The sequence below is a fragment of the Antiquaquibacter oligotrophicus genome, assembly GCF_020535405.1.
GTDB classification, from domain to species: Bacteria; Actinomycetota; Actinomycetes; order Actinomycetales; family Microbacteriaceae; genus Rhodoglobus; species Rhodoglobus oligotrophicus.
Genome location: NZ_CP085036.1, coordinates 297697 through 322752, shown reverse-complemented (window position 1 = coordinate 322752; position 25056 = coordinate 297697). Strand labels below are relative to the sequence as shown.

Here is a 25056-nt window from a genome sequence, read left to right as displayed (position 1 = left end):
GTGTGGCGGTGTTACACCGCGCGTAGGACCGCCACAACCTTGCCGAGCACCTCCGCGTGGTCACCCAGAATGGGTTCGAACGCAGAATTTCGGGGGAGAAGCCAGGTGTGTCCGTCGCGCTGGCGGAACACTTTGACCGTTGCTTCGCTGTCGAGCATGGCCGCGACGATATCGCCGTTAGTGGCGTCACTCTGCTGACGCACGACGACCCAATCGCCGTCGCAAATGGCCGCATCGATCATGGAATCACCGACAACCTTGAGCATGAACAGCTCTCCCTTGCCCACGAGCCTGCGGGGGAGGGGGAAAACCTCATCAATTTGCTCGTCTGCCGTGATGGGAATTCCGGCAGCGATCCTGCCGACGAGGGGCACGAGGGCCGCGTCTCCCACCGACGGGGCACCGCTCTCGACAACCGAACCCGTTTCCAGCTCGGGAAGGTCGATGAGTACTTCCATTGCGCGGGGGCGATTCGGGTCGCGCCGGAGGTAGCCACTCAACTCGAGTTGACCGAGTTGATGGGTGACGCTGGAGAGGGATGCGAGGCCGACAGCGTCGCCGATCTCGCGCATGCTCGGCGGATAACCGCGGGTCGCGACGGATCGCTGAATCACGTCAAGGATGGCCATCTGCTTCTCGCTGAGGCTCTTGCGGCGACGGGTGGCTGGTTTTTCGCCGAACTGTTCAGGCGTTGCGTCGGTCACGGTCCCTCATCTCCGCCCCGCGATGGAATGTCGGTGGCTCACTCGAAACTGTATCCAGAACGGATGCTCGAAACAAACACATCTTCGAGTGTGTCGGGGTTATCGCCGCGAGCAGTTCGAAGATGACCTTGATTTTCTCGTAGATCGAAGTTATGTTCGGTACAGACGTTCTACAGACTTCGTATCCGGTACTCCCGGCCGAGTACCGGATACGAAACCCCGTTCGACCGACTCGGGTTTCAGGATGAGGAGCACACGATGAGCACGATGACTTTTCCCTCGATGACGTATTCGGCCTCGGTCCGCCCCGCCCAGCCGCGCTTGCGCATCACTCGACGGGGTCGTCGTGTCCTGTTCGGGATGCTGGTGACGCCGGTGATTGCTGTTGCTCTCGCGTTCGCAATCAATGGGGGCGGTGCCGTTGCCTCTCTCGAAGGGTCTACCGCCTCCTTCGACGTGGTCACTGTCGAGACCGGGGAGTCGCTGTGGCAGGTCGCAGAATCGGTTGCTCCCACCTCCGACCCACGGGAAGTGATTGACGCGATCGTCCGACTCAACCGTCTCGAGTCTGCCGATGTGTATGCCGGCCAACAGTTGACGATTCCGCTCGAGTACGCGGCCCACTGACCGCACCACGACGGATGAGCGGCTGGTTGGTGCGCCCTAAGCTTGTCCGGTGACATCCCTCGACGAACTCCCGATCAGAGACGACCTCCGAGGCAAGAAGCCCTATGGCGCACCTCAAGACCTGGTCCCCGTGCGTCTCAACGTCAATGAGAACACGCATCCGATCCCCGAAGACGTCGCGACCGACATAGTCCGTTCGCTAGCTCGGGCCGTTTTGGGGGCAAACCGGTACCCCGATCGCGAGTTCACAGAACTGCGAACCGCTCTGGCTGACTATCTCGGCCACGGTGTCACCGCCGAGAACATTTGGGCGGCCAATGGGTCGAACGAGGTCTTACAGCACGTGCTCCAGGCCTTCGGTGGGCCGGGACGCCGTGTGCTCGGTTTCCCTCCCACCTACTCGATGCACTCGATCATCGCGGGAGGAACGGGCACGACGTGGGTCACCGGCGAGCGTGGTCCCGATTACGTCCTGACCGAAGCAGACGTGGTGGGTGCGATTAGACAGACGCGCCCAGATGTGGTGTTCCTGTGCTCACCCAACAACCCGACGGGCACACCCCTCGATATCGACGTGATCGCGGCCGCATACGACGCCACCGACGGCATCGTTCTCGTCGACGAGGCGTACGCGGAGTTCGCAAGCGGCCCGTCCGCCCTCACCCTTCTCGAGGGGCGTCCGCGTCTCTTGGTGAGCCGCACGATGAGCAAGGCGTTCGCATTCGCTGGGATCCGTCTCGGATATTTAGCCGCCGACCCGGCGGTGATCGATGCGTTGAGACTCGTCCGTCTTCCGTATCACCTCTCCGCGCTGACCCAGGCCGCAGCGGTGGCGGCCCTCGCTCACGCCGATGAGATGCTCGCCATGGTCGACGAGATCATTGTGCAGCGCGACCGGATGATCGAAGCCCTCCCGGCGCTCGGCTACGAGCCCTTGCCGAGCGCTGCGAACTTCGTCCTGTTCGGCGGGGTGGCAGATCCTCACGCGCTGTTCACCAAGCTCTATGCCGAGGGAGTCCTCATTCGGGATGTAGGAATCCCCGGGCACTTGCGTGTCACCGCAGGAACTGAGGCAGAGACCTCCATTTTTCTCGACACCTTGGCGCGATTGAGCGGCCGCTGAGCCTGCAACGCTTCTCACTAGGATTGAGGTCATGAGTTCCCGCGAGGCATCCCTGAGTCGTCAGACGAGTGAATCGACTATCGAGCTCTCGTTGAATCTCGACGGCACGGGCAAGTCGACGATCAACTCGAGTGTTCCGTTCTTCGACCACCTTTTGACCGCTTTCGCTCGTCACTCGTTGGTCGATCTCACTGTCGAGGCATCTGGTGACACGCACATCGACGTCCACCACACCGTGGAGGACATCGGGATCACGCTCGGCACGGCCATTCGCCAGGCACTGGGCGACAAGTCCGGCATCTCGCGTTTCGGCGACGCTCTCGTACCCCTCGATGAGGCGCTGGTTCAGGCAGTCGTTGACGTGTCCGGTCGTCCCTACCTCGTTCACACGGGGGAGCCACCCGGTTTCGAGCACCACCTCATCGGTGGTCACTTCACCGGTTCGATGGTTCGTCACGTCTTCGAGGCGATCGCCTTCAACGCAGGGCTCACCGTTCACGTGACGGTGCTGGGCGGTCGTGACCCGCACCACATCGCCGAGGCCGAATTCAAGGCCTTCGCTCGGGCGTTCCGGTTCGCGGTCGCCCGTGACGATCGGGTGCTCGGCATCCCCTCGACGAAGGGTGCGCTCTGACGGTGGCCGTCTCACCGTCTGTCGTTCTCTTCGATTACGGCTCTGGAAATGTGCACTCGGCCGCCAAGGCGCTCGAGCTCGCCGGCGCGCGCGTCGAACTGACCGCGGATCGCGGTCGGGCGATCGCGGCGGATGGATTGTTGGTTCCCGGTGTCGGGGCGTTCTCAGCAGTCATGCAGGGGTTGCGTGCTGCCGGCGGTGAATCGGTGATCGAACGCCGCCTGGCTGGCGGTCGCCCCGTACTCGGGATTTGTGTCGGGATGCAGGTGCTTTTCTCCGAAGGGGTCGAGCGCGGCGTCGACACCGAGGGCCTGGGGGAGTGGCCGGGCACCGTACGTGAGCTCGACGCGCCCGTGTTGCCCCACATGGGGTGGAACACGGTCTCGGCGCCCGAGGCGTCGACTCTCTTCCGCGGGATTCGCGATGAGCGCTTCTACTTTGTACACTCCTACGCGGCCCAGGAGTGGACGCTCGAGACGAACGCCCCGTTCCCGCCTCCCGTTCTCACGTGGGCCGAACACGGCTCGCGCTTTCTCGCGGCCGTGGAGAACGGTCCACTGTCGGCCACCCAGTTCCACCCCGAAAAGTCGGGCGACGCCGGGATCCGACTCCTGACGAACTGGCTGGAAACCTTGTGAGCGAATTCAACACCACCCCTGCACTCGTATTGCTCCCGGCCGTCGATGTCGCAGGAGGAAAAGCTGTGCGGCTCACTCAGGGCGAGGCCGGCTCGGAAACGAACTACGGCGACCCTGTTGACGCGGCACAGGAGTGGGTGGACCAAGGAGCCGAGTGGATCCACCTCGTCGACCTCGACGCGGCGTTCGGGCGCGGCAACAACCACGCCATCATCCGGAAGGTCATCAAGTCGACGCCGCGTCGCGTCAACATCGAACTGTCCGGCGGTATCCGGGATGACGCGAGCCTCGAGGCCGCGCTCGCGACGGGCGCCAAGCGCATCAACCTCGGCACGGCCGCGCTCGAGAACCCCGAGTGGGCCGCTCACGTCATCGCCGAGTTTGGCGAGGCGATCGCTGTCGGCCTGGACGTCCGCGGAACGACTCTCGCTGCACGCGGGTGGACGCAGGAGGGCGGAGACCTGTGGGCGGTCATGGACCGCCTCGAGGATGCCGGCTGTGCTCGCTACGTCGTGACGGACGTCACCAAGGACGGCACACTGCAGGGGCCCAACATCCAGCTTCTCGAGCAGGTGATGGACCGCACAGACCGGCCCGTCATCGCGTCCGGCGGTGTCGCGACTCTCGACGACCTGGCCGCGCTCCGTGACCTCGTACCCCAGGGGCTTGAGGGAGCGATCGTCGGGAAGGCCCTCTACGCGAAAGCTTTCACGCTCGCCGAGGCTCTCGACGTCGCCTCTGCGTGACCATGTCCGGTTCCGACAGTGCCGGTGTTCCCTGGGAGGGACGGCACATCGAGACCCCCGTCGCGGCAGCCGACGACGGCTCCGCACCACCTCGCCTCATCGAGGCGCTGCGCCGCTTCCGCGCAGGCGAGCTCGGCCAGGCAGAGGTAGTCGATGCGCTGCGCGAGTCGCGGTTGCTCGTACCGCTCGTGGCTGAGCTGGGAGAGTCGGGCACAACCGAAACCGGTCTTCAGGTCGACAAGTCTCAGGAGCTTTCGCTCGTTCGCGTCGCCGGACCCGATGGTCGCACGGTCCAACCCGCCTTCACGTCCATGTCCGCTATGGCGGCGTGGAATCCGAAGGCGCGCCCCGTGCCGGCCGCAGCCCCCCGGGTGGCGTTGTCCGCCATCGGCGACGGAGCAGAACTCGTGGTGCTCGACCCCACGAGTGACTCGGAGTTCGTCGTGCGGCGACCCGCGCTGTGGGCCATGGCAGAGTCCGCTCCGTGGATCCCCAGCTACCTTGACCCCGCCGTTCTCGACACGTTCCTCGAGTCCGCGTCACACGAGGATGCGGTGCGGGAACTCTACGTTGCTCCCGGCGATCCGGATGCCCGGCTCCGCGGTCCGGAACTCCTCGTGCACCTCGTCCTCGACGACGGACTGGATCGCGAGCGGCTCGATGCGATCCTCGCCCGGCTGCGCTCGCGCTGGACGCAGAGCGAGGTCATCGCCACACGCGTCGATTCCCTCGCCGTGCGTGTTGTCGCCTCAGTGTGACCGGGCGGCCTCGCCTCTAGACCACTGAGCCGGTGAACTTCTCGCCGGGACCGGCGCCCGGAGCATCGGGGATCGCGGAGGCTTCGCGGAACGCGAGCTGCAGCGACCGGAGTCCGTCACGGAGCGGCCGGGCGTGACTGTCTGAGATCTCCGGTGCGGCGGCCGTGACCAGACCCGCGAGCGAGGTGATGATCTTGCGCGCCTCGTCGAGGTCGATGTCGGCAGCGGCGTCCTCGGTGTCACCGAGCCCCAGCTTGACCGCGGCCGCACTCATGAGGTGTACGGCGACGGTGTTGATGAGCTCAACGGCGGGAACCTCCGAGATATCGCGGATTTCGTCCTGAGCGTCGTCCATGGGGCATCCTTCTGCTATTGTTGTGCAGGCTTCGGGCACGTCTCGGAGCTGACGAAGTGGAGATTCTCCCACCTGATAGCCGCCTCTTTAGGTTATCGGGTAGTTGCACCCCGTTCGAACGGCAACGTTCGAGCAGCGTAAGGGTGCGTGATGCGCATGTCGCATTTCAGGAATTTCCTCTTGTCGTGGCAACCGCCACACCACACCGACATAACAGAGGAGTCCCGCATCAGCGATCCCCGTACCAACGACCGAATCCGCGTTCCCGAGGTTCGTCTCGTCGGCCCCAATGGTGAGCAGGTTGGAGTTGTCCGCATCGAGGACGCTCTCCGTCTGGCTCAGGAGGCCGACCTGGATTTGGTTGAGGTTGCTCCCAATTCCAAGCCTCCCGTCGCCAAGATCATGGATTACGGCAAGTTCAAGTACGAAGAGGCCCAGAAGGCCAAGGAAGCGCGACGCAACCAGGCGAACACGATCCTCAAGGAGGTTCGTTTCCGCCTCAAGATCGACAAGCACGATTACGAGACGAAGCGCAAGCGCGCGGAGGGCTTCCTCCAGGCGGGTGACAAGGTCAAGGCCATGATCCTGTTCCGCGGACGCGAGCAGTCGCGCCCCGAGCAGGGTGTGCGTCTGCTGCAGCGTTTCGCCGAGGATGTCGCGGAGTTCGGTTCGGTCGAATCGACCCCCACCATCGATGGACGAAACATGGTGATGGTAATCGGCCCCCACAAGACCAAGGCGGCCGCCAAGGCCGAGGCCGAGGCTCGCAAGTCCGCGAGCAAGGCCCGGACGGCACCGTCAGATGAAGCAGCGGAGTCACCGGCTGCTGACGAAGAACCAACGGAAAAGGAAGACAAGGATGCCTAAGCAGAAGACGCACTCCGGTGCGAAGAAGCGCTTCAAGCTCACCGGTAGCGGCAAGGTCATGAAGCAAGGGGCTGGCATGCGCCACAACCTCGAGGTCAAGAGCGGCAAGAAGAAGCGTGACCTCAACGCGGAGCAGGTTCTCGCTCCGGCAGACGCCAAGGTCATCAAGAAGCTTCTCGGTAAGTAAGGGTCAGGTCACAGAACAATGGCAAGAGTCAAGAGGGCGGTCAACGCCCAGAAGAAGCGTCGCGTTATCCTCGATCGCGCCTCCGGTTACCGCGGACAGCGTTCGCGCCTTTACCGTAAGGCCAAGGAGCAGGTCACGCACTCGCTCGTCTACGCGTACCGTGACCGTCGTGCGCGCAAGGGTGACTTCCGTCGCCTGTGGATCCAGCGCATCAACGCGGCCGCCCGCGCGAACGGCCTCACCTACAACCGTTTCATCCAGGGCCTCGGTCTCGCGGGTGTCGAGGTGGATCGCCGCATCCTCGCCGACCTCGCTGTAACCGAGCCGGCGACGTTCGCCGCGCTCGTGGCAACGGCGAAGGCGGCGCTGCCGTCGGACGTCAACGCCCCGAAGGTCGCTTAGTCACCGCGAGTTCAGCGAGCCGAAAGGCTGCACGCAGGACGCCACAATAGGCTGTCGACATGATCGACAACCCGCGCTCACCCCGCGTGCGCGCTGTGGCGAAACTCGCAAAGAGAGAAGCCCGGTCTGAGACCGGGCTTTTTCTCGTTGAGGGTCCTCAAGCGGTGGCGGAAGCTTTCGCGTTCCGCCCGGAACTTCTGGTCGACCTCTTCGCGACCCCCACCGCGTGGGAGAAACACAGCGGGCTCGCCGCGTCGGCCCAGAGCGCGGGCGTCGAGGTGGAGTTCGTGAGCGAGCACGTCTTGGACGCCATGGCCGACACTGTGACCCCCCAGGGCATCATTGCGGTGAGCAGGCAGTTCCTCCGTTCGGTGGATGACATCCTCGCGGAAGGGCCGCGTCTGATTGCGCTGCTCGAGGAGGTTCGCGACCCCGGGAACGCTGGGACGATCATCCGTTCGGCGGATGCAGCCGGTGCGGATGCCGTGATCCTCACCGGTCGCAGTGTCGATGTGTACAACCCGAAGGTCGTGCGTGCGACCACTGGCTCTCTCTTCCACATGCCGCTCGCGCGAGGGTCGGACCTCGAGTCGGTCGTCGATCGAGTGCGGGCGAGTGGGCTCACCGTCATCGCGGCCGACGTCAAGGGTGAGGACCTCCTCCGCGCCCGCACGGAGGGTGCACTGTCCGCGCCCACGGCATGGCTTTTCGGCAATGAGGCGCGGGGTCTGACTGACGAGCACTTCTCTCTGGCTGACCGGGCGATTCGAGTCCCGATTTACGGCCACGCCGAGTCGATGAACCTCGCCACGGCGGCCGCGGTCTGCCTTTATGAGAGCGCCTTCGCGCAACGCAGCCGGTAGTCGTCCCAGTTGACCCCCGTTTGGGGGTGTGATTTTCTTGAGGGATGAAAGCGCTTGTCGTCCTCGATCGAGTCAACAAGCACTTCGGCGAGTTGCATGTTCTGAAGGACATCTCAGCAACGGTCGGACGGGGCGAGGTCGTGGTGGTGGTGGGCCCGAGCGGTTCCGGAAAATCCACCCTCTGCAGGACGATCAACCGCCTCGAGACCATCGACAGCGGAACCATCACCATTGACGGTGAACCATTGCCCGCGGAGGGCTCAGAGCTGGCGAGACTGCGGTCCGACGTCGGCATGGTGTTCCAATCCTTCAACCTCTTTGCTCACAAAACCGTCCTGCAGAACGTCACCCTCGGACAAACCGTTGTCCGTCGCAGATCGACTCGCGAGGCAACCGAGCGCGCGATGGAACTCCTCGAGCGCGTGGGGGTCGCCGACCAAGCAGCGAAGATGCCTGTTCAGCTCTCGGGTGGGCAACAGCAGAGAGTCGCCATCGCGCGGGCGCTTGCGATGGACCCGAAGATCATGCTCTTCGATGAGCCGACGTCGGCGCTCGACCCCGAGATGATCGCCGAGGTGCTCGACGTGATGGTCGGCCTCGCCGAGGAGGGAATGACCATGGTGGTCGTCACCCACGAGATGGGTTTCGCCCGACGTGCCGCCGACCGCGTGCTCTTTATGGCGGACGGCGAAATCGTCGAAGAGGCAGCTCCCGATTCCTTCTTCACCAACCCCACGACTCCGAGAGCGAAGGACTTCCTCTCGAAAGTACTTGCCCACTAACCGGTGGGTGGGACGGCACAGCGAACAGGAGGAACCATGAGGCTCACACAAGGCCTAATGATCTCTGCGATGGCGGCGGTAGGAGTTCTCGGACTCGCCGGATGCGTCGACTCAGGAGCCCCAACAGGGGAGGAGAGCGCAGCACCGGAGACTGTCGAGTTCGAGGCGGGCACAACCATGGCCGCGCTGAATGAGGCGGGCGCGATCACGATCGGGACGAAGTTCGACCAACCTCTCTTCGGACAGGTGGACGCCAGCGGGGATCCACAGGGATTCGATGTCGAGATCGGCAAGCTCATCGCGTCGAAACTCGGTATCCCCGAGAGCGGCATCACCTGGACCGAAACCGTGTCGTCGAACCGGGAGCCCTTCATCCAATCGGGTGAGGTCGACATCGTTGTTGCGACGTACACGATCAACGACGAACGCAAGGAGGTCATCTCCTTCGCCGGTCCGTACTACAACGCAGGACAGGACATCCTCGTTCTCGCTGGCAACCCCGACAACATCACCGGACCCGAGGATCTCGAAGGCAAGCCGGTGTGTACCGTCGCCGGTTCTACGTCGGAGGCCAACATCTCCGAGTACACCGACCAGGTCACGTCACTCGCGGGTTACGCGGATTGCCTTCCCCTCGTCAGCTCTGGACAGGTGGCTGCCCTGACGACCGACAACGTGATCCTCGCTGGTCTCGCCGATGGCAGCGGTGGAGAGTTCGAGGTCGTCGGCAACCCCTTCACCGAGGAGCCGTACGGAATCGGTCTCGCCCTCGAGGACACCGAATTCCGCATGTTCATCAACGACGTTCTTGAGGAGGCCTTCGAGGACGGCACGTGGGCTGACGCGTGGGAGAAGACCGCAGGAACGGTTCTCCCGCTGCCCGACCCACCCACGGTGGACCGGTACTGAGACACGGATGCCCGCCCGCTCGTTGTCGGGCGGGCATCCGTTCCCTTCCTCACCTACCACGCGCACCAACCCGCCCGCCCGCCTGAGAGGAGTCAGCCGTGGACGCCATCGTCGAGAACTTCCCGGCTTTCGTCGGCGGGTTCCTCATGACCGTGCGTCTGCTGGTGATCTCGGGCTTGGGTGCGCTCGTCATCGGCACCCTGGTCGCGGCCATGCGAATCTCACCGATTCCGGCGCTGCGCGGATTCGTCACGACCTACACCGAGATCGTGCGCAACACCCCGCTGACGCTCGTACTGTTCTTCTGCGCGTTTGTGCTGCCGAGCCTGGGGCTCCGACTCGATTTCGTTGCCTTTGCTCTCATCGGACTGACGGTGTACACCTCACCCTTTGTTGCCGAGGCCCTGCGCTCCGGGATCAACGGGGTGCCGGTGGGGCAAGCCGAAGCGGCACGGGCGCTCGGGCTGAGATTTGGCCAGACGGTGGGTCTTGTCGTGTTACCGCAAGCGATCCGGATGGTGATCCCGCCGCTCATCAACGTGCTCATCGCCCTCACGAAGAACACCTCAGTGGCGGCCGGTTTTTCGGTACTGGAGCTCGTGGCGGTGTCCCGCCAGGTCATCCAGTTCAACGGCAACGCGACGATCCCGATCCTGATCGCGGTGGCCGTCTTTTATCTGCTCATCACGATTCCGCTCGGTCTCATCGCGGGCCGCCTCGAGCGCAGGGTGGTGATGGGTCGATGAGCGTGCTCTACGACGTCCCGGGGCCGCGCGCGCGGCGGCTGTCCTTGATCCTCTCGATCGTGGCTGGGCTCGTGATCCTGGCGGGGCTGATCTGGATGGTCGTGTTCCTCGCGTCACCTCGGGTCAACGCGGGCGGAGTGGAACAGCCGGGCATCCTCGATCCCAGTCGCTGGGACATCCTGCGTGACCTCGCCTTCTGGCGGCGCGTCGGGGTGGGTCTCACGGCCACCCTGCAGATGGCGGCGGTCGCTGGTGTCCTCGCCCTCGTCATCGGAACACTGCTCTCGCTGGCACGCACAGCACGCTCTGCGTTCATTCGAGTACCTGCCGTGGTGCTCGTGGAGTTCTTCCGGGGGATGCCTGTCCTCCTGATGATGTTGTTCATCCTCTTGGTGTTCTCCTCTGGCGCCTACTGGGCGGGAGTTGGAGCGTTGGCGCTCTACAACGGAGCGGTGATCGGCGAGGCGCTGCGTGCCGGAATCGCGTCGCTGCCGCGCGGGCAACGTGAGTCGGGACTCGCGATCGGCCTGACACCGCTCCAGGTGAGATTCACGATCGAGTTTCCGCAGGCGTTCCGCCAGATGCTGCCGATCATCATCGCCCAGCTTGTTGTACTCCTGAAGGACACGTCGCTGGCCTTCATCATCGGGTACCAGGAACTCCTCAACATCGTCCTTCGCCAAGGACCGACGACCTTTGGAAGTCGCTACCTCTTTACGTTCTTTTTTGTGGTGTGGGCGATCTACCTCGCCGTCAATCTCACTCTGTCCTGGATCGCGCGCCTGGTGGCTCGCCGCACAAGCGCTGGTGGAGTCGCTGCGCGCCGCGCTCGCCGTACGGCACGAGTGCTCGCGCAACTCGGTGGGGCCGGTATGGAGGGTGCTCGACTGGATGACCCGCCTGAGGGCGACTCCTCCGGCCACTAAACTCGACACTTGTGTCAGACCCCACCATCATCTCCGAGAGCTCGGTCGCGGCTGCGACGGATGCCGCACTCGCGGCCTTCGCGGAGGCATCGACCATCGCAGAGCTCCACGCAGCCCGGGCAGCGCACTCGGGCGAGTCGTCGCCGATCGCACGCCTCAACGGTTCGCTGAAAACTCTCGCCCCCGAGGACCGCGCGGCCGCGGGCAAACTCGTGGGAGGAGCGCGTGCTCGAATCGGGCAGGCGCTCGCCGCTCGTGAGGTCGAGCTGGCAGCGGCCGAGGAATCGGCGCGACTCGCGTCGGAGACAGTGGATGTCACCGCTCTCGCCCTCCGTTGGCGTCCGGGGGCGCGTCATCCGCTGAGCCTGCTCATGGAGCACATGTCGGACATCTTCGTCGGTATGGGGTGGGAGGTCGCGGAGGGCCCGGAGCTCGAGAACGAGTGGTTCAACTTCGATTCGCTCAACTTCGATGAGGACCACCCTGCCCGTGCCATGCAGGACACGTTCTTCGTGGACCCCGTGGAGCGCCATCTTGTGCTGCGCACGCACACCAGTCCCGTCCAGGTGCGGTCCCTGCTCGACCGCGAACTTCCCGTGTACGTGGTCGCTCCGGGGCGCGTCTTCCGAACCGATGAACTCGACGCCACCCACACGCCCGTGTTCCACCAGATCGAGGGAATCGCCATCGATAAGGGACTCACGATGGGCCACTTGCGGGGCACCCTCGAACACCTCGCGCGCGCCATGTTCGGCGAGGAGGCACGCATTCGTTTGCGTCCCAACTATTTCCCCTTCACCGAGCCGAGCGCCGAGCTCGACGTCTGGCAACCGAACGCCAAGGGCGGCGCCCGCTGGGTCGAATGGGGCGGCTGCGGAATGGTCAACCCCAACGTGCTGCGCGCGGCTGGCATCGACCCCGAGGTCTACCAGGGCTTCGCGTTCGGAATGGGGATCGAGCGCACGCTCCAGTTCCGCAACGACATGAATGACATGCGCGACATGGTCGAGGGCGACATCCGCTTCTCTCAGCAGTTCGGGATGGTGGTCTGATGCGAGTACCCCTCAGTTGGCTCCGCGAGTTCGTGGATGTGCCGGCGGATGCCACACCCGAGGACGTCCACGCGGCTCTCGTGCGTGTCGGGCTCGAGGAGGAGGACATCCACTCGTTCGAGGTCACGGGACCCGTCGTTGTCGGACAAGTCATCTCGGCCGAGCCCGAACCGCAGAGCAACGGCAAGACGATCAACTGGTGTCAGGTCGATGTCGGTGAGGCGGAGCCGCGCGGCATCGTCTGTGGTGCCCACAACTTCGCGCCGGGTGACAAGGTTGTTGTGTCGCTCCCCGGTGCCGTGCTGCCTGGTCCGTTCCCCATCTCGGCGCGCAAGACCTACGGGCACGTGTCCGACGGAATGATTGCCTCGGCGCGGGAGCTCGGCCTCGGCGACGAGCACTCGGGCATTCTGCGTCTTGCCGAACTGGGGCTCGACCCCGAGCCTGGCACCGACGCCATTGCTCTTCTCGGTCTCGATGATGTCGCAGTCGAGGTCAATGTCACACCCGACCGCGGATACGCATTCTCGGTTCGCGGGATCGCCCGTGAGTACTCCAACTCCACGGGTGCGACCTTCCGGGACCCTCTACTGGATCCGGCTCTGAGCGCCGCCGCCGACGAGCGTCGCGCTGCGACGGGGTTCGCCGTCACGATCTCCGACGATGCGCCCGTTCGTGGTCGCCAGGGCTGCACGGTGTTCACGGCTGCCGTCGTGCGCGGCGTCGACCCCTCCGTTCCCACGCCGCCGTGGATGGTGTCGCGATTGACGCTGGCGGGCATCCGTTCGATCTCGCTCATCGTGGACATCTCCAACTACGTCATGCTCGAGCTCGGCCAGCCGTCGCATGCCTACGACTTGGCGAAGATTTCGGGCGGACTCGTAGTTCGACGCGCCCGCGCGGGGGAGACGCTCGTCACCCTCGACGGCAAGACACGAAACCTCGACCCCGAGGACCTCGTGGTTGCAGACCAGTCCGTCGCGGTCGGGCTCGCCGGGGTCATGGGCGGATTGGACTCCGAAATCTCGGACTCCACCACAGACATCCTCGTTGAGGCGGCCATCTGGGAGCCGGTCACGATCTCGCGCTCGGTGCGTCGACACAAACTCCCCAGTGAAGCCGCCAAACGATACGAGCGAGGGGTGGATCCCGCGGCGTCAGCAGCTGCGGTGGCACGCGTGATTACGCTCGTGCAGCAACTCGCGGGGGGAACGATCGACCTCGCCGGCTTTTACACCGATTCGTCGACGCCGCCGGAGCCGATTGAGCTGCCCGACGGATTCGCCGAATCGATCATGGGAGTTGCGTATTCCGCAGACGAGGTGACTGACTCCCTCACTGCAATCGGTGCGACCGTCGAGCCTGCGTCCGACGGATGGCTCGTGACACCGCCGACGTGGCGCCCCGACCTCACGGACCGGTGGACCCTCGTGGAGGAGGTCGCCCGTATCGTCGGGTACGACCGCATCCCCGCTATCCTGCCGGTGGCACCTCCCGGCCGTGGACTCAGTCGATCGCAGCGACTGCGGCGGATCGCAGCTCAGGCTCTCGCCGCGGGTGGCGCAACGGAAGTGCTCAGCTACCCGTTTGTCGCCGCGTCGTTCAACGATCTCTTCGGATCTCCCGTAGCGGGTGGCGTGGCCGCGATCCGTCTGGCGAACCCTCTCGATCCGGATGCCGCGTGGTTGCGCACGTCGCTCATTCCGGGACTCATCGGAGTGGCTCGGCGCAATCTCTCGCGCGGACTCACCGACCTCGCCCTCTTCGAGGTGGGAACGGTTTTCCGTCCCGAGCCGGGTGTGGAGTACGGCAGTGATGCGCTTCCGCGCGGTGGCGCCCTTCCGGCAGAAGCAGAGCTCGCCGAGCTTCGTGCAAGCATCCCGCCGCAGCCGTGGAGTATCGGGGCCCTGTTCGTGGGCGATGCCGTGCGAAAGCAGCCCGGGCAACCGGCCGTGGCGAGCGGGCTAGCGGATGCTCTCGGTGCCGCTCATCAGATCGCGACAACGCTCTCGGCCGACCTCGAGGTTGTGACGGGTGAGCATCACGCGCTGCACCCGGGCCGCACAGCTCAGCTACGCGTCGCGGGTCAGCCTGTTGGCTTCGCCGGCGAGCTGCTCCCTGCGCTCGCGAGCGATTGGGACCTCCCGCGGGTGACAGCGATACTCGAACTCGACCTGGATGCCGTCATCGCGCTTGCGGCGACGGATGTGTCGGCCACGCCGATCGCGGGGTTCCCCGCCGCCACGCAAGACGTCTCTCTCGTGGTGAGCGAGACGGTGCGCGCTGGCGAGGTGAAGGCCCTCATCGTTGAAGGCGCCGGTGAGCTCCTGGAGCACGCGGCACTCGTCGACGAGTACCGGGGACCGGGCATCCCGGACGGGAGCAAGTCGCTGACTTTCGCCTTGAGGTTCCGCGCATCCGACCGCACCCTGACGGCGGCCGAGGCGACCGAGGCGAAGAATGCCGCTGTGGCCCTGGCGGCCGCACGAGTGGGCGCGACCGCCAGGGAGTAACGGTTCCTACTTGCGGCCCCCGCCGAGGAGGCCGCCGAGCAGCCCACCGACGAGATCCTGGCCCTGCTGGCTGCCGAGCAGTCCGCCGATGAGCGAACCGAGGTCGCCGCCGCTCTGCTCCTCGGCCTTGGGCGCCGGAGTGCTCTTGCCGCCGGAGAACTGGTTGGCGAGGTAGGCGAGCACGATCGGGGCAATGATGGGCAGCACCTGCTGAACGATCGCGTTGAAGTCGATGCCGCCGCCGGTGTCGGCCTTCTTCGACACCGCGGCAACGACGTCGTCCGTTTTGGTGCCGAACACGTTTTTGACGATCTTCTTGCCATCTTCCTCGTCGATGTCGGCGAGCTTCGTCGATCGGCCGGCATGCTTGCTGAGGGCGCTTTCGAGTGACTTCTCGCCTCCGGACTTCGCGTTCGCGGCGAGTCCGCCGACGATCGCGGGAACGGCGGCATCGACGGCCGCGCGCGCGACGCTTTCGTCGACGCCCAGTTTGCGGGCGATGTCGCTGATCGGGATGTGGTCCATGAGACCAGACAGGTCGGTCATCGTGACTCCTCTGTTCGTGGGTCGGCTCCAGGCGGAGCGCTCGAGGCAAGGCTAGCGATTAGACCGAGACCTGGGGGAGGAGTAGCCTCCACTATGTGAACGATGCGCGCGACGGATTTCTGGGGCTCACCCCCTCCGCAGCGCTGCGCCGACGCGGTAGCGACGAGCGACGTTAGGCGACGCCTCAACACGGATGCCCGACAGGGCCGCCGCGGAGCGTCGCCGCCCCTCCGTCCACCACTTCGTTTTCACTAAGGTTGATCAATGACTTATTCGGTCGCCGTTGCCGGCGCCAGCGGCTATGCGGGCGGGGAGATCTTGCGTCTTCTCGCCTCCCATCCCGAGCTCGAGGTCACGACCGTGACCGCCCACCAGAATGCAGGCGAGAAGCTCGGCTCTGTGCAACCCCACCTGCGTTCTCTCGCTGGTCTCACCCTCGCCCCGACGACGCCGGACGTGCTCGAGGGACATGACGTGGTCTTCGTCGCGTTGCCGCACGGCAAATCGGGCGAGTTGACCGAGGGTCTCGGCGACGGCACCCTTGTTGTCGATTGTGGGGCGGACCACCGTCTGACGAGCCCCGAGGCGTGGGACCGCTTCTACGGCGGAGAGTACTTCGGTGCCTGGGACTACGGCATGCCGGAGCTGTTACACGCCGACGGGAGTTCGCAACGAGACATTCTGCGACAGTCCCGTCGCATCGCGGTTCCCGGATGCAACGTGACAGCGATCACGCTCGGCCTCGCGCCGGGCATCCGGTCGGGTGTGATCTCCGCGCAGGATATTGTCTCGGTGCTCGCGGTAGGGCCGTCCGGTGCCGGGAAGGCGTTGCGCACCGATTTGTTGGCCAGCGAGATCCTCGGATCGAGCTCGGCCTACGGGGTTGGTGGTGTCCACCGGCACACCCCCGAGATCGTCCAGAATCTTGAGGTGGCGGGTGGGGACGGTCCGACGATCTCCTTCACACCCATGCTCGTGCCCATGAGCCGCGGGATCCTCGCCACCTCGACGGCGCGGCTCGCCCCGGGCGCGACCGCCCACAGTGTGCGGGATGCCTGGAGCTCGGCGTACGACGACGAGCCGTTCGTTCACCTTCTCCCGGAGGGGCAGTACCCGCGAACAGCCGACACGGTGGGCGCGAACACCTGCCTCATGGGGATCGCCATCGACGAGACGGCCGGTCGTGTTGTTGTCGTGAGCGCGCTCGACAATCTGGTCAAGGGCACCGCGGGGGCCGCCATCCAATCGGCCAACATTGCGCTCGGTATCCCGGAAAGCGCGGGCCTGACCACGAACGGAGTCGCTCCATGAGCGTGACAGCGGCGCGCGGGTTCACCGCGGGAGCAGTAGCCGCGGGTTTGAAAGCAAGCGGGGGCCTCGATCTCGCGCTCGTCGTCAATGAGGGCCCGGAGCATGCCGCCGCGGCGGTGTTCACCAGCAATCGTGCGAAGGCTAACCCCATCATCTGGTCTCAGCAGGTCATCGGCGACGGACGTGCCGATGCGATTGTGCTGAACTCCGGCGGGGCTAATTGCTTCACGGGCTCCGAGGGCTTCCAAGTCACTCACTCCACAGCCGAAGCCGTGGCCTCCGCGCTCGGCATCTCCGCCGGAGACGTGCTCGTGTGTTCCACGGGACTCATTGGGGAGCAACTTCCGCTGGACCGGATGCTCGCCGGTGTCGAGGCCGCGGCCTCCTCGCTCGGCGAGAACGGCGTCGCGGCATCCGAAGCGATCATGACAACCGATTCGAAGCCCAAACGTTCCGTCCGCGAGGGAAGCGGCTACGTGATCGGCGGCATGGCGAAGGGTGCTGGCATGCTCGCACCCGGTCTCGCGACCATGCTCGTTGTGATCACGACGGATGCCGTGCTCCAGCCTGATCAACTCGATCGCGCCTTGCGCGCCGCAACGCGAGTGAGTTTCGACCGGCTCGATTCCGACGGATGTATGTCCACCAACGATCAGGTGAGCCTCCTCGCGAGCGGCGCTTCGGGAATCGCTCCCGATCTCACCGAGTTCACGGATGCCCTCACCGAGGTCTGTCGCGACCTTGCCGAGCAGCTTCAGGGTGATGCGGAGGGTGCAAGCCACGACATACGGATCGAGGTCGTGGGAGCCGCAAGTGAGGACGACGCCGTCGAGGTCGGGCGATCGGTGGCTCGCAACAACCTCTTCAAGGCCGCAGTGTTCGGAAACGATCCCAATTGGGGCCGAGTTCTCGCCGCCATCGGCACCACCTCGGCCGCATTCGACCCGTACAACGTCGACGTCTCGATGAACGGTGTACGGGTGTGTCACGCCGGCGCACCCGACCGCCCCCGCGACGACGTCGATCTGACACCGCGCCGCGTGGACGTGCTCATCGATCTGGGTGTCGGCGATGCGACGGCGACGATCCTCACCAATGACCTCACGCATGACTACGTGCACGAGAACAGCGCGTACTCGAGCTGATGGTCAGCCAGGATCAGGCGGCAGCGAAGGCCGCGGTACTCATTGAATCGCTCCCGTGGTTGAAGCGTTTCCACGGCGAGACCATCGTCATCAAGTTTGGTGGAAACGCGATGATCGACGACGATCTGAAGCGCGCGTTCGCCGAGGACATCGTTTACCTGCGTTACGCGGGCGTGAAGCCCGTTGTCGTCCATGGCGGGGGGCCGCAGATCACCGCCGAGCTCACACGCCGTGGCATCCCGAGCGAGTTCCGCGGTGGGTATCGCGTGACGACCGAGGAGTCCATCGGGGTTGTGCGTCAGGTGCTCGCCGAACAGGTCGGTGGCGAGCTGGTGGGTCTCATCAATGAACACGGTCCGCTCGCGCACGGCATTTCAGGTGACGAGTACGGTCTGTTCACGGGCGTTCGGCGCGGTGCCGTTGTCGATGGGGAACCGGTCGACCTTGGTCTCGTGGGCGAGGTCACTCGTGTCCAGCCGGATGCCGTGCTTCTCGAGCTGGCGGCGGATCGTATCCCTGTCATCTCGACGGTGGCGCGCGAGGACGGGGCGGACGGCATCCTGAACGTCAACGCCGATTCGGCGGCGGCGGCGCTCGCCGTTGCCCTGGGAGCTGCAAAACTCGTGGTGCTCACGGATGTTGCGGGGCTCTACAGCGATTGGCCCAATCGTGACTCACTCGTCTCGGTCATCGATACAGAAGAGCTCGCGGCACTGCTCCCGAGCCTCGAGAGCGGCATGATCCCCAAGATGGCGGCCTGCCTCGAGGCGGTCGCCGGCGGGGTCCCGAAGGCGGCGATCATCGACGGTCGGCAGCCACACTCGATCCTGCTCGAGGTTTTCACGACGCAGGGCATCGGAACGGAGGTTGTTCCCTCGTGAGCGCCGAATCCACGTGGCAGGACCACTACGGCTCCCGCATCATGAAGTCGGCTCCCACCCCGCTCGCGCGACTCGTGCGCGGGGAGGGATGCTACGTATGGGACGACAACGGAAAGCCCTACCTCGACTTCCTCGCCGGTATCGCCGTCAACTCTCTCGGCCACGCGCACCCTGTTTTTGTCGATGCCATCAGCAGACAAGCGGCAACACTCGCGCATGTCTCCAACTACTTCGCCACACCGCCGCAGCTCGATCTTGCTGAGCGCCTCCTCCGGGTTTCCGGCGGCGATCGTGTGTACTTCTGCAACTCGGGCGCCGAGGCGATCGAGGCGGCGATCAAGCTCTCTCGGCGCACGGGGCGCCGTCGCATCCTGTCGCTCAAGGACTCGTTCCACGGTCGCACGATGGGTTCGCTGTCGCTCACGGGCAAGGCCGTGCTGCGCGAGCCGTTCGAGCCCCTGCTTCCTGGGATGGAGCACATCGACACGTCGATCGAGGCCCTCGAGGCAGCCATGGGTGACGACGTGGCGGCCGTCGTTGTCGAGCCGATCCGCGGGGAAGCGGGCGTCCTCGATCTGCCCGAGGGATTCCTGCGGGCGGCACGGGACCTCACCCACGAGCACGGCGCGCTGCTCATCCTCGACGAGATCCAAACCGGTGCCGGGCGCACCGGAACATGGTTCGCGTTCCAGCAGCACGACATCGTTCCCGACGCGATCACGGTGGCCAAGGGCATCGGCGGGGGAGTGCCCATCGGCGGCCTCATCACCTTCGGTGCGGCATCCGACCTCCTCACCGTCGGCCAGCACGGGAGCACCTTCGGCGGCAATCCGCTCGTCACCGCGACGGCGAACGCCGTCCTGGCTGAGATCGAGCGCGCGGGTCTCGTCGAGAATGCCCGGCTTCGCGGCGACCAGCTGCGCCGGGAGCTCATCGCACTTCCGGGTGTGACCGAGGTGCGCGGCGCGGGGCTGTTGATCGGGCTCGGGCTCGAGCACCCGTCTGCGACCGCTCTGAGCCGTGCGGCGTTTGAGCGCGGCCTCATCATCAATGCGCCCAACGAGTCGAGCATCCGACTCGCCCCACCACTCATCATCGGCGACGCTGAAGTCGCCGAGTTCCTCGACCTGTTCACTTCCGCCCTGGAGGCACTCCCATGACCCGGCATTTTCTCCGCGACGACGACCTGACCCAAGCAGAGCAGACAGCGATCCTCGACCTCGCCGAGGAGATCAAGAAGGATCGCTGGGGTCGCAAGCCGCTCGCGGGGCCCCAAACGGTCGCAGTGATCTTCGACAAGTCCTCGACGCGCACTCGCGTCTCCTTCGCTGTGGGAATCGCCGACCTCGGTGGTCAGCCCCTCATCATCTCCACGGCGAACAGCCAACTCGGCGGTAAAGAGAGTCCTTCCGATACCGCGCGCGTTCTCGAGCGTCAGGTTGCCGCGATCGTGTGGCGCACCTATGCGCAGTCCGGTCTCGTCGAGATGGCCAACGAGACCACGGTGCCCGTGGTTAACGCTCTCAGCGACGAGTTCCATCCCTGCCAGCTGCTCGCCGACCTGTTGACCATTCGCGAGCACAAGGGTGAGCTGGCGGGCCTCACCGTCACGTTCCTGGGCGACGGTGCCGACAACATGGTGCATTCGTACCTCTTGGCTGGCGCGACTGCCGGTATGCACGTACGTGTCGCGTGTCCGGAGGACTACCAGCCCGACGAGCGCGTGGTGGCGGATGCCGACGCCATCGCCGTGACGACGGGTGGCTCGGTCACGATCTTCACCGATCCTCTCGAAGCCGTTGCCGGTGCCGACGTGGTCGTGACCGACACGTGGGTATCGATGGGCAAGGAGGAGGAGAAGGCCGCACGCGTAGCATCCCTCAGCCCCTACAAGGTCGACGCCGAGATGATGTCGCTCGCGAAGCCGGACGCTATTTTCTTGCACTGCCTGCCCGCCGACCGCGGCTACGAGGTCACCTCGGAGGTCATCGACGGCCCGCAGAGCGTCATCTGGGACGAGGCGGAGAATCGTCTCCACGCCCAGAAAGCGCTGTTGGTGTGGCTGCTCGAACAGCAAGATCGCGACTGATAGGTTCGAGGCTTCGTCGCCTTCCGCGCGCTACTCCAGGAGAATCATGACTGACCTGCCCCCTGCCCCCGATAACTCGTCGGCCCCGGAGAACTCCGAGACCTCGTATCCCGCACCGGATCCCGCCCAGCGCCGTCCGCGTACGCGGCAGTGGGTGATTCTGATCGTCGTCGCCCTCGTTGTTGCCGTGGGAGGCTTCATCGGCTTCACGGCGCTCTTCAACTCCGGGGGTAACACACCCGCCCCGTCGGAGACGTCAGGCCAGGAGGAGCCGGGCACCGAAGCCCCCGAGAGCGACGCGCCCTTCGTGTACACCAACGACGAGTTCGGCTTCTCCGTCGACTTCCCGGCCGAACCCCAGGAGCGTTCGGATGTGCAGCAGATCGCCGGGTTCGATATCCCGCTCACCCAGGCCCAGTGGAGTGCCGGATCCGACCTCGCAGCGGTGAACGTTGCCACGTTCCCGGATGAGATTCTGAACCAAGACCTCGACACCATGCTCATGAACTCCCTCGAGGGCGGCGCGGCGGCGGCCGGCGGCACCCTGACCGAGTCATCCGACACGGATCTCGATGGCGCCCCGGCGAAGCGTGGGACGATCAGCCTGCCCGACGGCGGGACGGCCGAGATGCTTGTCGCTCTGAAGGACAACCTGCAGATCAGTCTCCTCGCCGCGGGGTCGGTCTCGCTCGACGACCTCATCACGAGCTTCAGCTTCTCGGCCTAAGGCCGTCTCTAGACTGGACCCGATGTCGAACAGCACAGGTAGCACAGGCGAAGGCTCACTCTGGGGAGGGCGGTTCGCGAGCGGTCCGTCGGCGGAGCTTGCCGCCCTCAGCCGGTCGACTCACTTCGATTGGGCGTTGGCGCCGTACGACATCGCAGGATCGCACGCCCACGCGCGCGCACTCGCGGCGGCCGGATACCTTTCCGCCGATGAGGAACGGGCCATGCACGAGGGCCTCGACGAGTTGCTGCGCAGGGTGACGGATGGTTCGCTCACGGCGCGCCCCGAGGACGAAGACGTGCACGGAGCCCTGGAGGCGGCGCTCATCGACATCGTCGGCGCGGAACTCGGCGGGCGTCTTCGTGCTGGGCGGAGTCGCAACGACCAGATCGCGACACTCGTCCGGCTGTACTTGCTCGATCACGCGGCCGTGATCCGCAGTCTCGTCGTTGACCTCATCGACGCCATCGTCGCGCAAGCCTCGGCACACGAGGATGCGGTCATGCCGGGCAGGACACACCTCCAGCACGCGCAGCCGATCCTTCTCGCCCACCACCTGCTTGCACACGCGTGGCCTCTTGCGCGCACCCTGGAACGCCTACGCGACTGGCGGGGGAGGGCATCCTGGAGCCCCTACGGCTCCGGAGCCCTCGCGGGAAGCTCACTCGGACTCGACCCGGCGCTCGTAGCCGCGGAGCTCGGGCTCAGGGGCCCGTCGGAGAACTCGATCGATGCGACGTCGAGCCGCGATGTTGTGGCGGAGTTCGCTTTTGTCCTCGCGCAACTCGGTATCGATCTCTCCCGGTTCGCGGAGGAGATCATTCTCTGGAACACCAGGGAGTTCGGGTTCGTGACGCTCGACGACGCGTTCTCGACCGGGTCGTCGATCATGCCGCAGAAGAAGAACCCGGATATCGCGGAGCTCGCCCGAGGCAAGGCCGGTCGACTGATCGGCAACCTCACTGGCCTGCTCGCCACGCTCAAGGCGCTTCCGTTGGCTTATAACCGCGATCTGCAGGAAGACAAGGAGCCCGTCTTCGATTCGGTGACGACGATCGAGGTCCTACTACCGGCGTTCACCGGGATGGTGGCGACACTTCGATTTGACACGGATCGTATGGCGGCGCTCGCCCCAGAAGGGTTCTCGCTAGCGACGGATGTCGCGGACTGGCTGGTACGTCAGCGTGTGCCGTTCCGGGAAGCCCACGAGATCAGTGGTGCCCTCGTAGCCTTCTGCGAAAGCAACGGTCTCGACCTCCATGAACCGACGGACGAGCAGTACCTCGCGATCTCCCCGCACCTGACCCCCGAGGTCCGCGACGTGCTGTCCGTGAGCGGGTCAGTGGCTAGCCGCAGCGGTATCGGCGGCACTGCGCCGGACCGCGTAGCTGAACAACGCACCCATCTCGTCGCTCGTGTGCGCGACCTCATCACGGAGACTGACCAATGACCGACGACAAGAACAACGATCCAGGCTGGTGGCGACGGGGTCTCTCCTCGCGAGCGCAAGTTGGGCTCTTTGTTGTGGCTGGGGCGATCATCGTCGGGCTTCTCATCTTCGCGGTGGCGTCGGGCATCCGTTTGTTCTGACCCACAGTGATTCTCGACCTGACCGCACCGTCCACCGTGGTTGCGCCGCTTCTGCTTGGCTCCACCCTCGAGGTGGGTGATGTGACGCTGCGAATCACAGAGGTCGAGGCATACCTGGGCGAGCGCGACCCCGGGTCACATGCCTTCCGGGGAGAGACTCGACGGAACGCCGTGATGTTCGGACCGCCCGGGCACATCTACGCCTACTTCACGTACGGCATGCACGTGTGCGCAAACATCGTCTGTTCACCACCGGGTGAGGCGACCGCGGTGCTACTCCGCGCCGGAGAGGTGATCTCCGGACGCGAACTCGCCCGCTCTCGGAGAACCACGAGCCGTGAAGACGCGGACCTCGCTCGAGGACCGGCGCGCTTGTGTGTCGCTCTCGGCATCACTCTCGCGGACGACGGGGCGAAGCTCGGTGCCGGCCGGTTCGCCCTCACTCCGCGCGACAGCCCGCTGCGCGCCGACGAGATCCGTTCGGGGCCGCGTACGGGTGTGGCTGGTCCCGGCGGGTCTGAAGATTATTCCTGGCGATTCTGGATCGACGGCGACCCCACCGTGTCCCCGTATCGGCGTGCAACCGCCCGGCGTCGCCCATGAACCTACGCCCGCCCGTTCCTCCGTTACGGTGGATGCCGTGCCAGACGTGACAACTCCTGCGAACGACTCCACCTTCGACGACGTGTGGGAGGAGATCACGTGGCGCGGTCTCGTGCACGTGTCGACGAACCCCGATGAGCTCAAGCAACTCCTCGCGGGTGAACCCATCACCTTTTACTGCGGGTTCGACCCGACAGCACCGAGCTTGCATCTCGGCAATCTTGTGCAACTCCTCCTCATGCGAAGACTGCAACTCGCCGGGCACCGACCGCTCGGGCTGGTTGGTGGATCCACGGGGTTGATCGGCGACCCCCGTCCGACCGCCGAACGCACTCTCAACGACGAAAGTGTCGTCGCGGAATGGGTGGGTTACTTGCAAGCCCAGGTCGCGAGGTTCCTGAGCTTCGACGGCGATAATGCGGCTCGACTCGTGAACAACTTGGACTGGACTGCGCCACTGTCGGCGATCGAGTTCCTGCGAGACATCGGCAAGCACTTCCGTGTGGGCACGATGCTGAAGAAGGATGCCGTGAGCGCCCGTCTCAACAGCGATGCAGGCATCTCGTACACCGAGTTCAGCTACCAGATACTCCAGGGCATGGACTTCCGCGAGCTCTACCGCCAGTACGGTTGCGTCCTCCAGACGGGCGGTAGCGACCAGTGGGGCAACCTGACGAGCGGCACGGATCTCATCCACAAATCCGAGGGGGTCTCCGCCCACGCGATCGGCACACCGCTGATCACGAACTCGGATGGCACCAAGTTCGGTAAGAGCGAGGGCAACGCGGTGTGGCTCGATCCCACCATGACGAGCCCGTACGCGTTCTACCAGTTCTGGTTGAACACCGACGACGCCGATGTCATCGACCGCCTCAAGGTTTTCACGTTCCTGCCTCGAACCGAGATCGAGCGGTTGGCGGGCCTTGTCGAGTCTGAGCCGTTTCGGCGGGAGTCGCAGAAGGTTCTCGCCTGGGAGGTCACCTCGCTCGTTCACGGGGAGGATGCCACGCTGTCTGCGATCGCGGCATCCGAGGCGCTGTTCGGTCAGGGGGACCTCACGGCTCTCGACAGCGCAACCCTCGAGTCCGCCCTTCGAGAGTTACCGAATACGACCACCGCTCCATCGACGCTCATCGTGCAGGCCCTCGCCGATACCGGCCTCACGGCGAGCGTGAGTGAGGCACGCCGCGCCGTCGCCCAGGGCGGCGTGTACGTGAACAACCTCAAGGTCGCGGACGATCAGGCAACCTTCGAGTCGATCGACCTGCTTGCTGGCATGGCAGTCCTTCGTCGCGGCAAAAAGACTCTCGCTGGCGTTTTCGTCGAGTAGCC

The 25056-nt window shown here is 65.1% G+C and carries 29 protein-coding genes; 26 read left to right on the top strand and 3 right to left on the bottom strand.

What is annotated here, in order from left to right:
* Positions 1-11: 11 nt before the first annotated feature.
* Positions 12-704 carry a transcriptional repressor LexA gene (lexA, locus tag LH407_RS01605; RefSeq protein WP_322133038.1) on the bottom strand — a complete coding sequence of 231 codons (693 nt, stop codon included), beginning with the start codon at positions 702-704 and terminating at the stop codon, positions 12-14.
* A 258-nt stretch (positions 705-962) separates the two neighbouring features.
* Between lexA and LH407_RS01600 the strand changes: the two genes are divergently transcribed.
* Genes LH407_RS01600 through LH407_RS01575 form a run of 6 tightly spaced genes read left to right on the top strand, consistent with a single transcriptional unit; the run spans position 963 to position 5230 of the window.
* A complete protein-coding gene (locus LH407_RS01600) occupies positions 963-1331 on the top strand; it encodes a LysM peptidoglycan-binding domain-containing protein (RefSeq protein ID WP_322133039.1) in 369 nt (122 codons plus the stop codon).
* A 49-nt stretch (positions 1332-1380) separates the two neighbouring features.
* Positions 1381-2454, top strand: a complete 1074-nt coding sequence (locus tag LH407_RS01595; protein ID WP_322133040.1) for a histidinol-phosphate transaminase — start codon at positions 1381-1383, stop codon at positions 2452-2454.
* 31 nt (positions 2455-2485) lie between these two features.
* Positions 2486-3088 carry an imidazoleglycerol-phosphate dehydratase HisB gene (gene hisB, locus LH407_RS01590; protein ID WP_322133041.1) on the top strand — a complete coding sequence of 201 codons (603 nt, stop codon included), beginning with the start codon at positions 2486-2488 and terminating at the stop codon, positions 3086-3088.
* Positions 3085-3726 carry an imidazole glycerol phosphate synthase subunit HisH gene (gene hisH, locus LH407_RS01585; protein ID WP_407650650.1) on the top strand — a complete coding sequence of 214 codons (642 nt, stop codon included), beginning with the start codon at positions 3085-3087 and terminating at the stop codon, positions 3724-3726. Before hisB ends, hisH begins: the two co-directional genes overlap by 4 nt.
* The gene (gene priA, locus LH407_RS01580) at positions 3723-4472 is read left to right on the top strand and encodes a bifunctional 1-(5-phosphoribosyl)-5-((5-phosphoribosylamino)methylideneamino)imidazole-4-carboxamide isomerase/phosphoribosylanthranilate isomerase PriA (RefSeq protein ID WP_322133043.1); all 750 of its coding nucleotides are present in this window, start codon (positions 3723-3725) and stop codon (positions 4470-4472) included. The genes hisH and priA overlap by 4 nt, the downstream gene beginning before the upstream one ends.
* A gap of 2 nt (positions 4473-4474) precedes the next feature.
* On the top strand, positions 4475-5230 hold the full coding sequence (locus tag LH407_RS01575; RefSeq protein WP_322133044.1) for an SseB family protein: 756 nt from the start codon (positions 4475-4477) through the stop codon (positions 5228-5230).
* A 16-nt stretch (positions 5231-5246) separates the two neighbouring features.
* On the opposite strand, the gene LH407_RS01570 is transcribed toward LH407_RS01575, so the two are convergent.
* Positions 5247-5585: a DUF1844 domain-containing protein gene (locus LH407_RS01570; RefSeq protein WP_322133045.1), complete on the bottom strand. Its 339-nt coding sequence runs from the start codon at positions 5583-5585 to the stop codon at positions 5247-5249.
* 156 nt (positions 5586-5741) lie between these two features.
* Between LH407_RS01570 and infC the strand changes: the two genes are divergently transcribed.
* From infC to pheT, 10 genes are all read left to right on the top strand, one after another.
* Positions 5742-6452 (top strand): translation initiation factor IF-3, encoded by a 711-nt coding sequence (gene infC / locus LH407_RS01565; RefSeq protein ID WP_322133046.1) that lies wholly within the window; start codon positions 5742-5744, stop codon positions 6450-6452.
* Positions 6445-6639: a 50S ribosomal protein L35 gene (gene rpmI / locus LH407_RS01560; protein WP_322133047.1), complete on the top strand. Its 195-nt coding sequence runs from the start codon at positions 6445-6447 to the stop codon at positions 6637-6639. Before infC ends, rpmI begins: the two co-directional genes overlap by 8 nt.
* 18 nt (positions 6640-6657) lie before the next feature.
* The gene (gene rplT, locus LH407_RS01555) at positions 6658-7041 is read left to right on the top strand and encodes a 50S ribosomal protein L20 (protein ID WP_322133048.1); all 384 of its coding nucleotides are present in this window, start codon (positions 6658-6660) and stop codon (positions 7039-7041) included.
* 59 nt (positions 7042-7100) lie between these two features.
* Positions 7101-7904, top strand: coding sequence for a TrmH family RNA methyltransferase (locus tag LH407_RS01550; RefSeq protein WP_322133049.1), 804 nt, complete (start codon positions 7101-7103; stop codon positions 7902-7904).
* Between the two features lie 44 nt (positions 7905-7948).
* Entirely contained in the window at positions 7949-8686 is a 738-nt protein-coding gene (locus tag LH407_RS01545; RefSeq protein ID WP_322133050.1) for an amino acid ABC transporter ATP-binding protein, read from the top strand.
* Between the two features lie 69 nt (positions 8687-8755).
* Positions 8756-9595 carry a glutamate ABC transporter substrate-binding protein gene (locus LH407_RS01540; protein WP_322133051.1) on the top strand — a complete coding sequence of 280 codons (840 nt, stop codon included), beginning with the start codon at positions 8756-8758 and terminating at the stop codon, positions 9593-9595.
* Between the two features lie 98 nt (positions 9596-9693).
* Positions 9694-10341, top strand: a complete 648-nt coding sequence (locus tag LH407_RS01535) for an amino acid ABC transporter permease (RefSeq protein WP_322133052.1) — start codon at positions 9694-9696, stop codon at positions 10339-10341.
* On the top strand, positions 10338-11267 hold the full coding sequence (locus tag LH407_RS01530) for an amino acid ABC transporter permease (protein WP_322133053.1): 930 nt from the start codon (positions 10338-10340) through the stop codon (positions 11265-11267). Before LH407_RS01535 ends, LH407_RS01530 begins: the two co-directional genes overlap by 4 nt.
* An 11-nt stretch (positions 11268-11278) precedes the next feature.
* The gene (gene pheS / locus LH407_RS01525; RefSeq protein ID WP_322133054.1) at positions 11279-12319 is read left to right on the top strand and encodes a phenylalanine--tRNA ligase subunit alpha; all 1041 of its coding nucleotides are present in this window, start codon (positions 11279-11281) and stop codon (positions 12317-12319) included.
* Entirely contained in the window at positions 12319-14832 is a 2514-nt protein-coding gene (pheT, locus tag LH407_RS01520) for a phenylalanine--tRNA ligase subunit beta (protein ID WP_322133055.1), read from the top strand. The genes pheS and pheT overlap by 1 nt, the downstream gene beginning before the upstream one ends.
* A gap of 6 nt (positions 14833-14838) precedes the next feature.
* On the opposite strand, the gene LH407_RS01515 is transcribed toward pheT, so the two are convergent.
* Entirely contained in the window at positions 14839-15378 is a 540-nt protein-coding gene (locus LH407_RS01515; protein ID WP_322133056.1) for a DUF937 domain-containing protein, read from the bottom strand.
* Between the two features lie 264 nt (positions 15379-15642).
* On the opposite strand from LH407_RS01515, the gene argC reads away from it, so the two are divergent.
* Genes argC through tyrS form a run of 10 tightly spaced genes read left to right on the top strand, consistent with a single transcriptional unit; the run spans position 15643 to position 25054 of the window.
* The gene (argC, locus tag LH407_RS01510; protein WP_322133057.1) at positions 15643-16689 is read left to right on the top strand and encodes an N-acetyl-gamma-glutamyl-phosphate reductase; all 1047 of its coding nucleotides are present in this window, start codon (positions 15643-15645) and stop codon (positions 16687-16689) included.
* A complete protein-coding gene (gene argJ / locus LH407_RS01505; protein ID WP_322133058.1) occupies positions 16686-17834 on the top strand; it encodes a bifunctional glutamate N-acetyltransferase/amino-acid acetyltransferase ArgJ in 1149 nt (382 codons plus the stop codon). The genes argC and argJ overlap by 4 nt, the downstream gene beginning before the upstream one ends.
* On the top strand, positions 17834-18715 hold the full coding sequence (argB, locus tag LH407_RS01500; RefSeq protein ID WP_322133059.1) for an acetylglutamate kinase: 882 nt from the start codon (positions 17834-17836) through the stop codon (positions 18713-18715). The genes argJ and argB overlap by 1 nt, the downstream gene beginning before the upstream one ends.
* Positions 18712-19875, top strand: coding sequence for an acetylornithine transaminase (locus LH407_RS01495; RefSeq protein ID WP_322133060.1), 1164 nt, complete (start codon positions 18712-18714; stop codon positions 19873-19875). Before argB ends, LH407_RS01495 begins: the two co-directional genes overlap by 4 nt.
* Positions 19872-20804, top strand: a complete 933-nt coding sequence (gene argF / locus LH407_RS01490; protein ID WP_322133061.1) for an ornithine carbamoyltransferase — start codon at positions 19872-19874, stop codon at positions 20802-20804. The genes LH407_RS01495 and argF overlap by 4 nt, the downstream gene beginning before the upstream one ends.
* A 46-nt stretch (positions 20805-20850) precedes the next feature.
* Positions 20851-21531, top strand: a complete 681-nt coding sequence (locus tag LH407_RS01485) for a hypothetical protein (protein ID WP_322133062.1) — start codon at positions 20851-20853, stop codon at positions 21529-21531.
* A gap of 22 nt (positions 21532-21553) precedes the next feature.
* Positions 21554-22981 (top strand): argininosuccinate lyase, encoded by a 1428-nt coding sequence (gene argH / locus LH407_RS01480; protein ID WP_322133063.1) that lies wholly within the window; start codon positions 21554-21556, stop codon positions 22979-22981.
* The gene (locus LH407_RS01475) at positions 22978-23121 is read left to right on the top strand and encodes a hypothetical protein (protein WP_322133064.1); all 144 of its coding nucleotides are present in this window, start codon (positions 22978-22980) and stop codon (positions 23119-23121) included. The genes argH and LH407_RS01475 overlap by 4 nt, the downstream gene beginning before the upstream one ends.
* 6 nt (positions 23122-23127) lie before the next feature.
* Positions 23128-23724, top strand: a complete 597-nt coding sequence (locus tag LH407_RS01470) for a DNA-3-methyladenine glycosylase (RefSeq protein WP_322133065.1) — start codon at positions 23128-23130, stop codon at positions 23722-23724.
* A gap of 37 nt (positions 23725-23761) precedes the next feature.
* Positions 23762-25054: a tyrosine--tRNA ligase gene (tyrS, locus tag LH407_RS01465; RefSeq protein ID WP_407650605.1), complete on the top strand. Its 1293-nt coding sequence runs from the start codon at positions 23762-23764 to the stop codon at positions 25052-25054.
* Positions 25055-25056 lie beyond the last annotated feature (2 nt).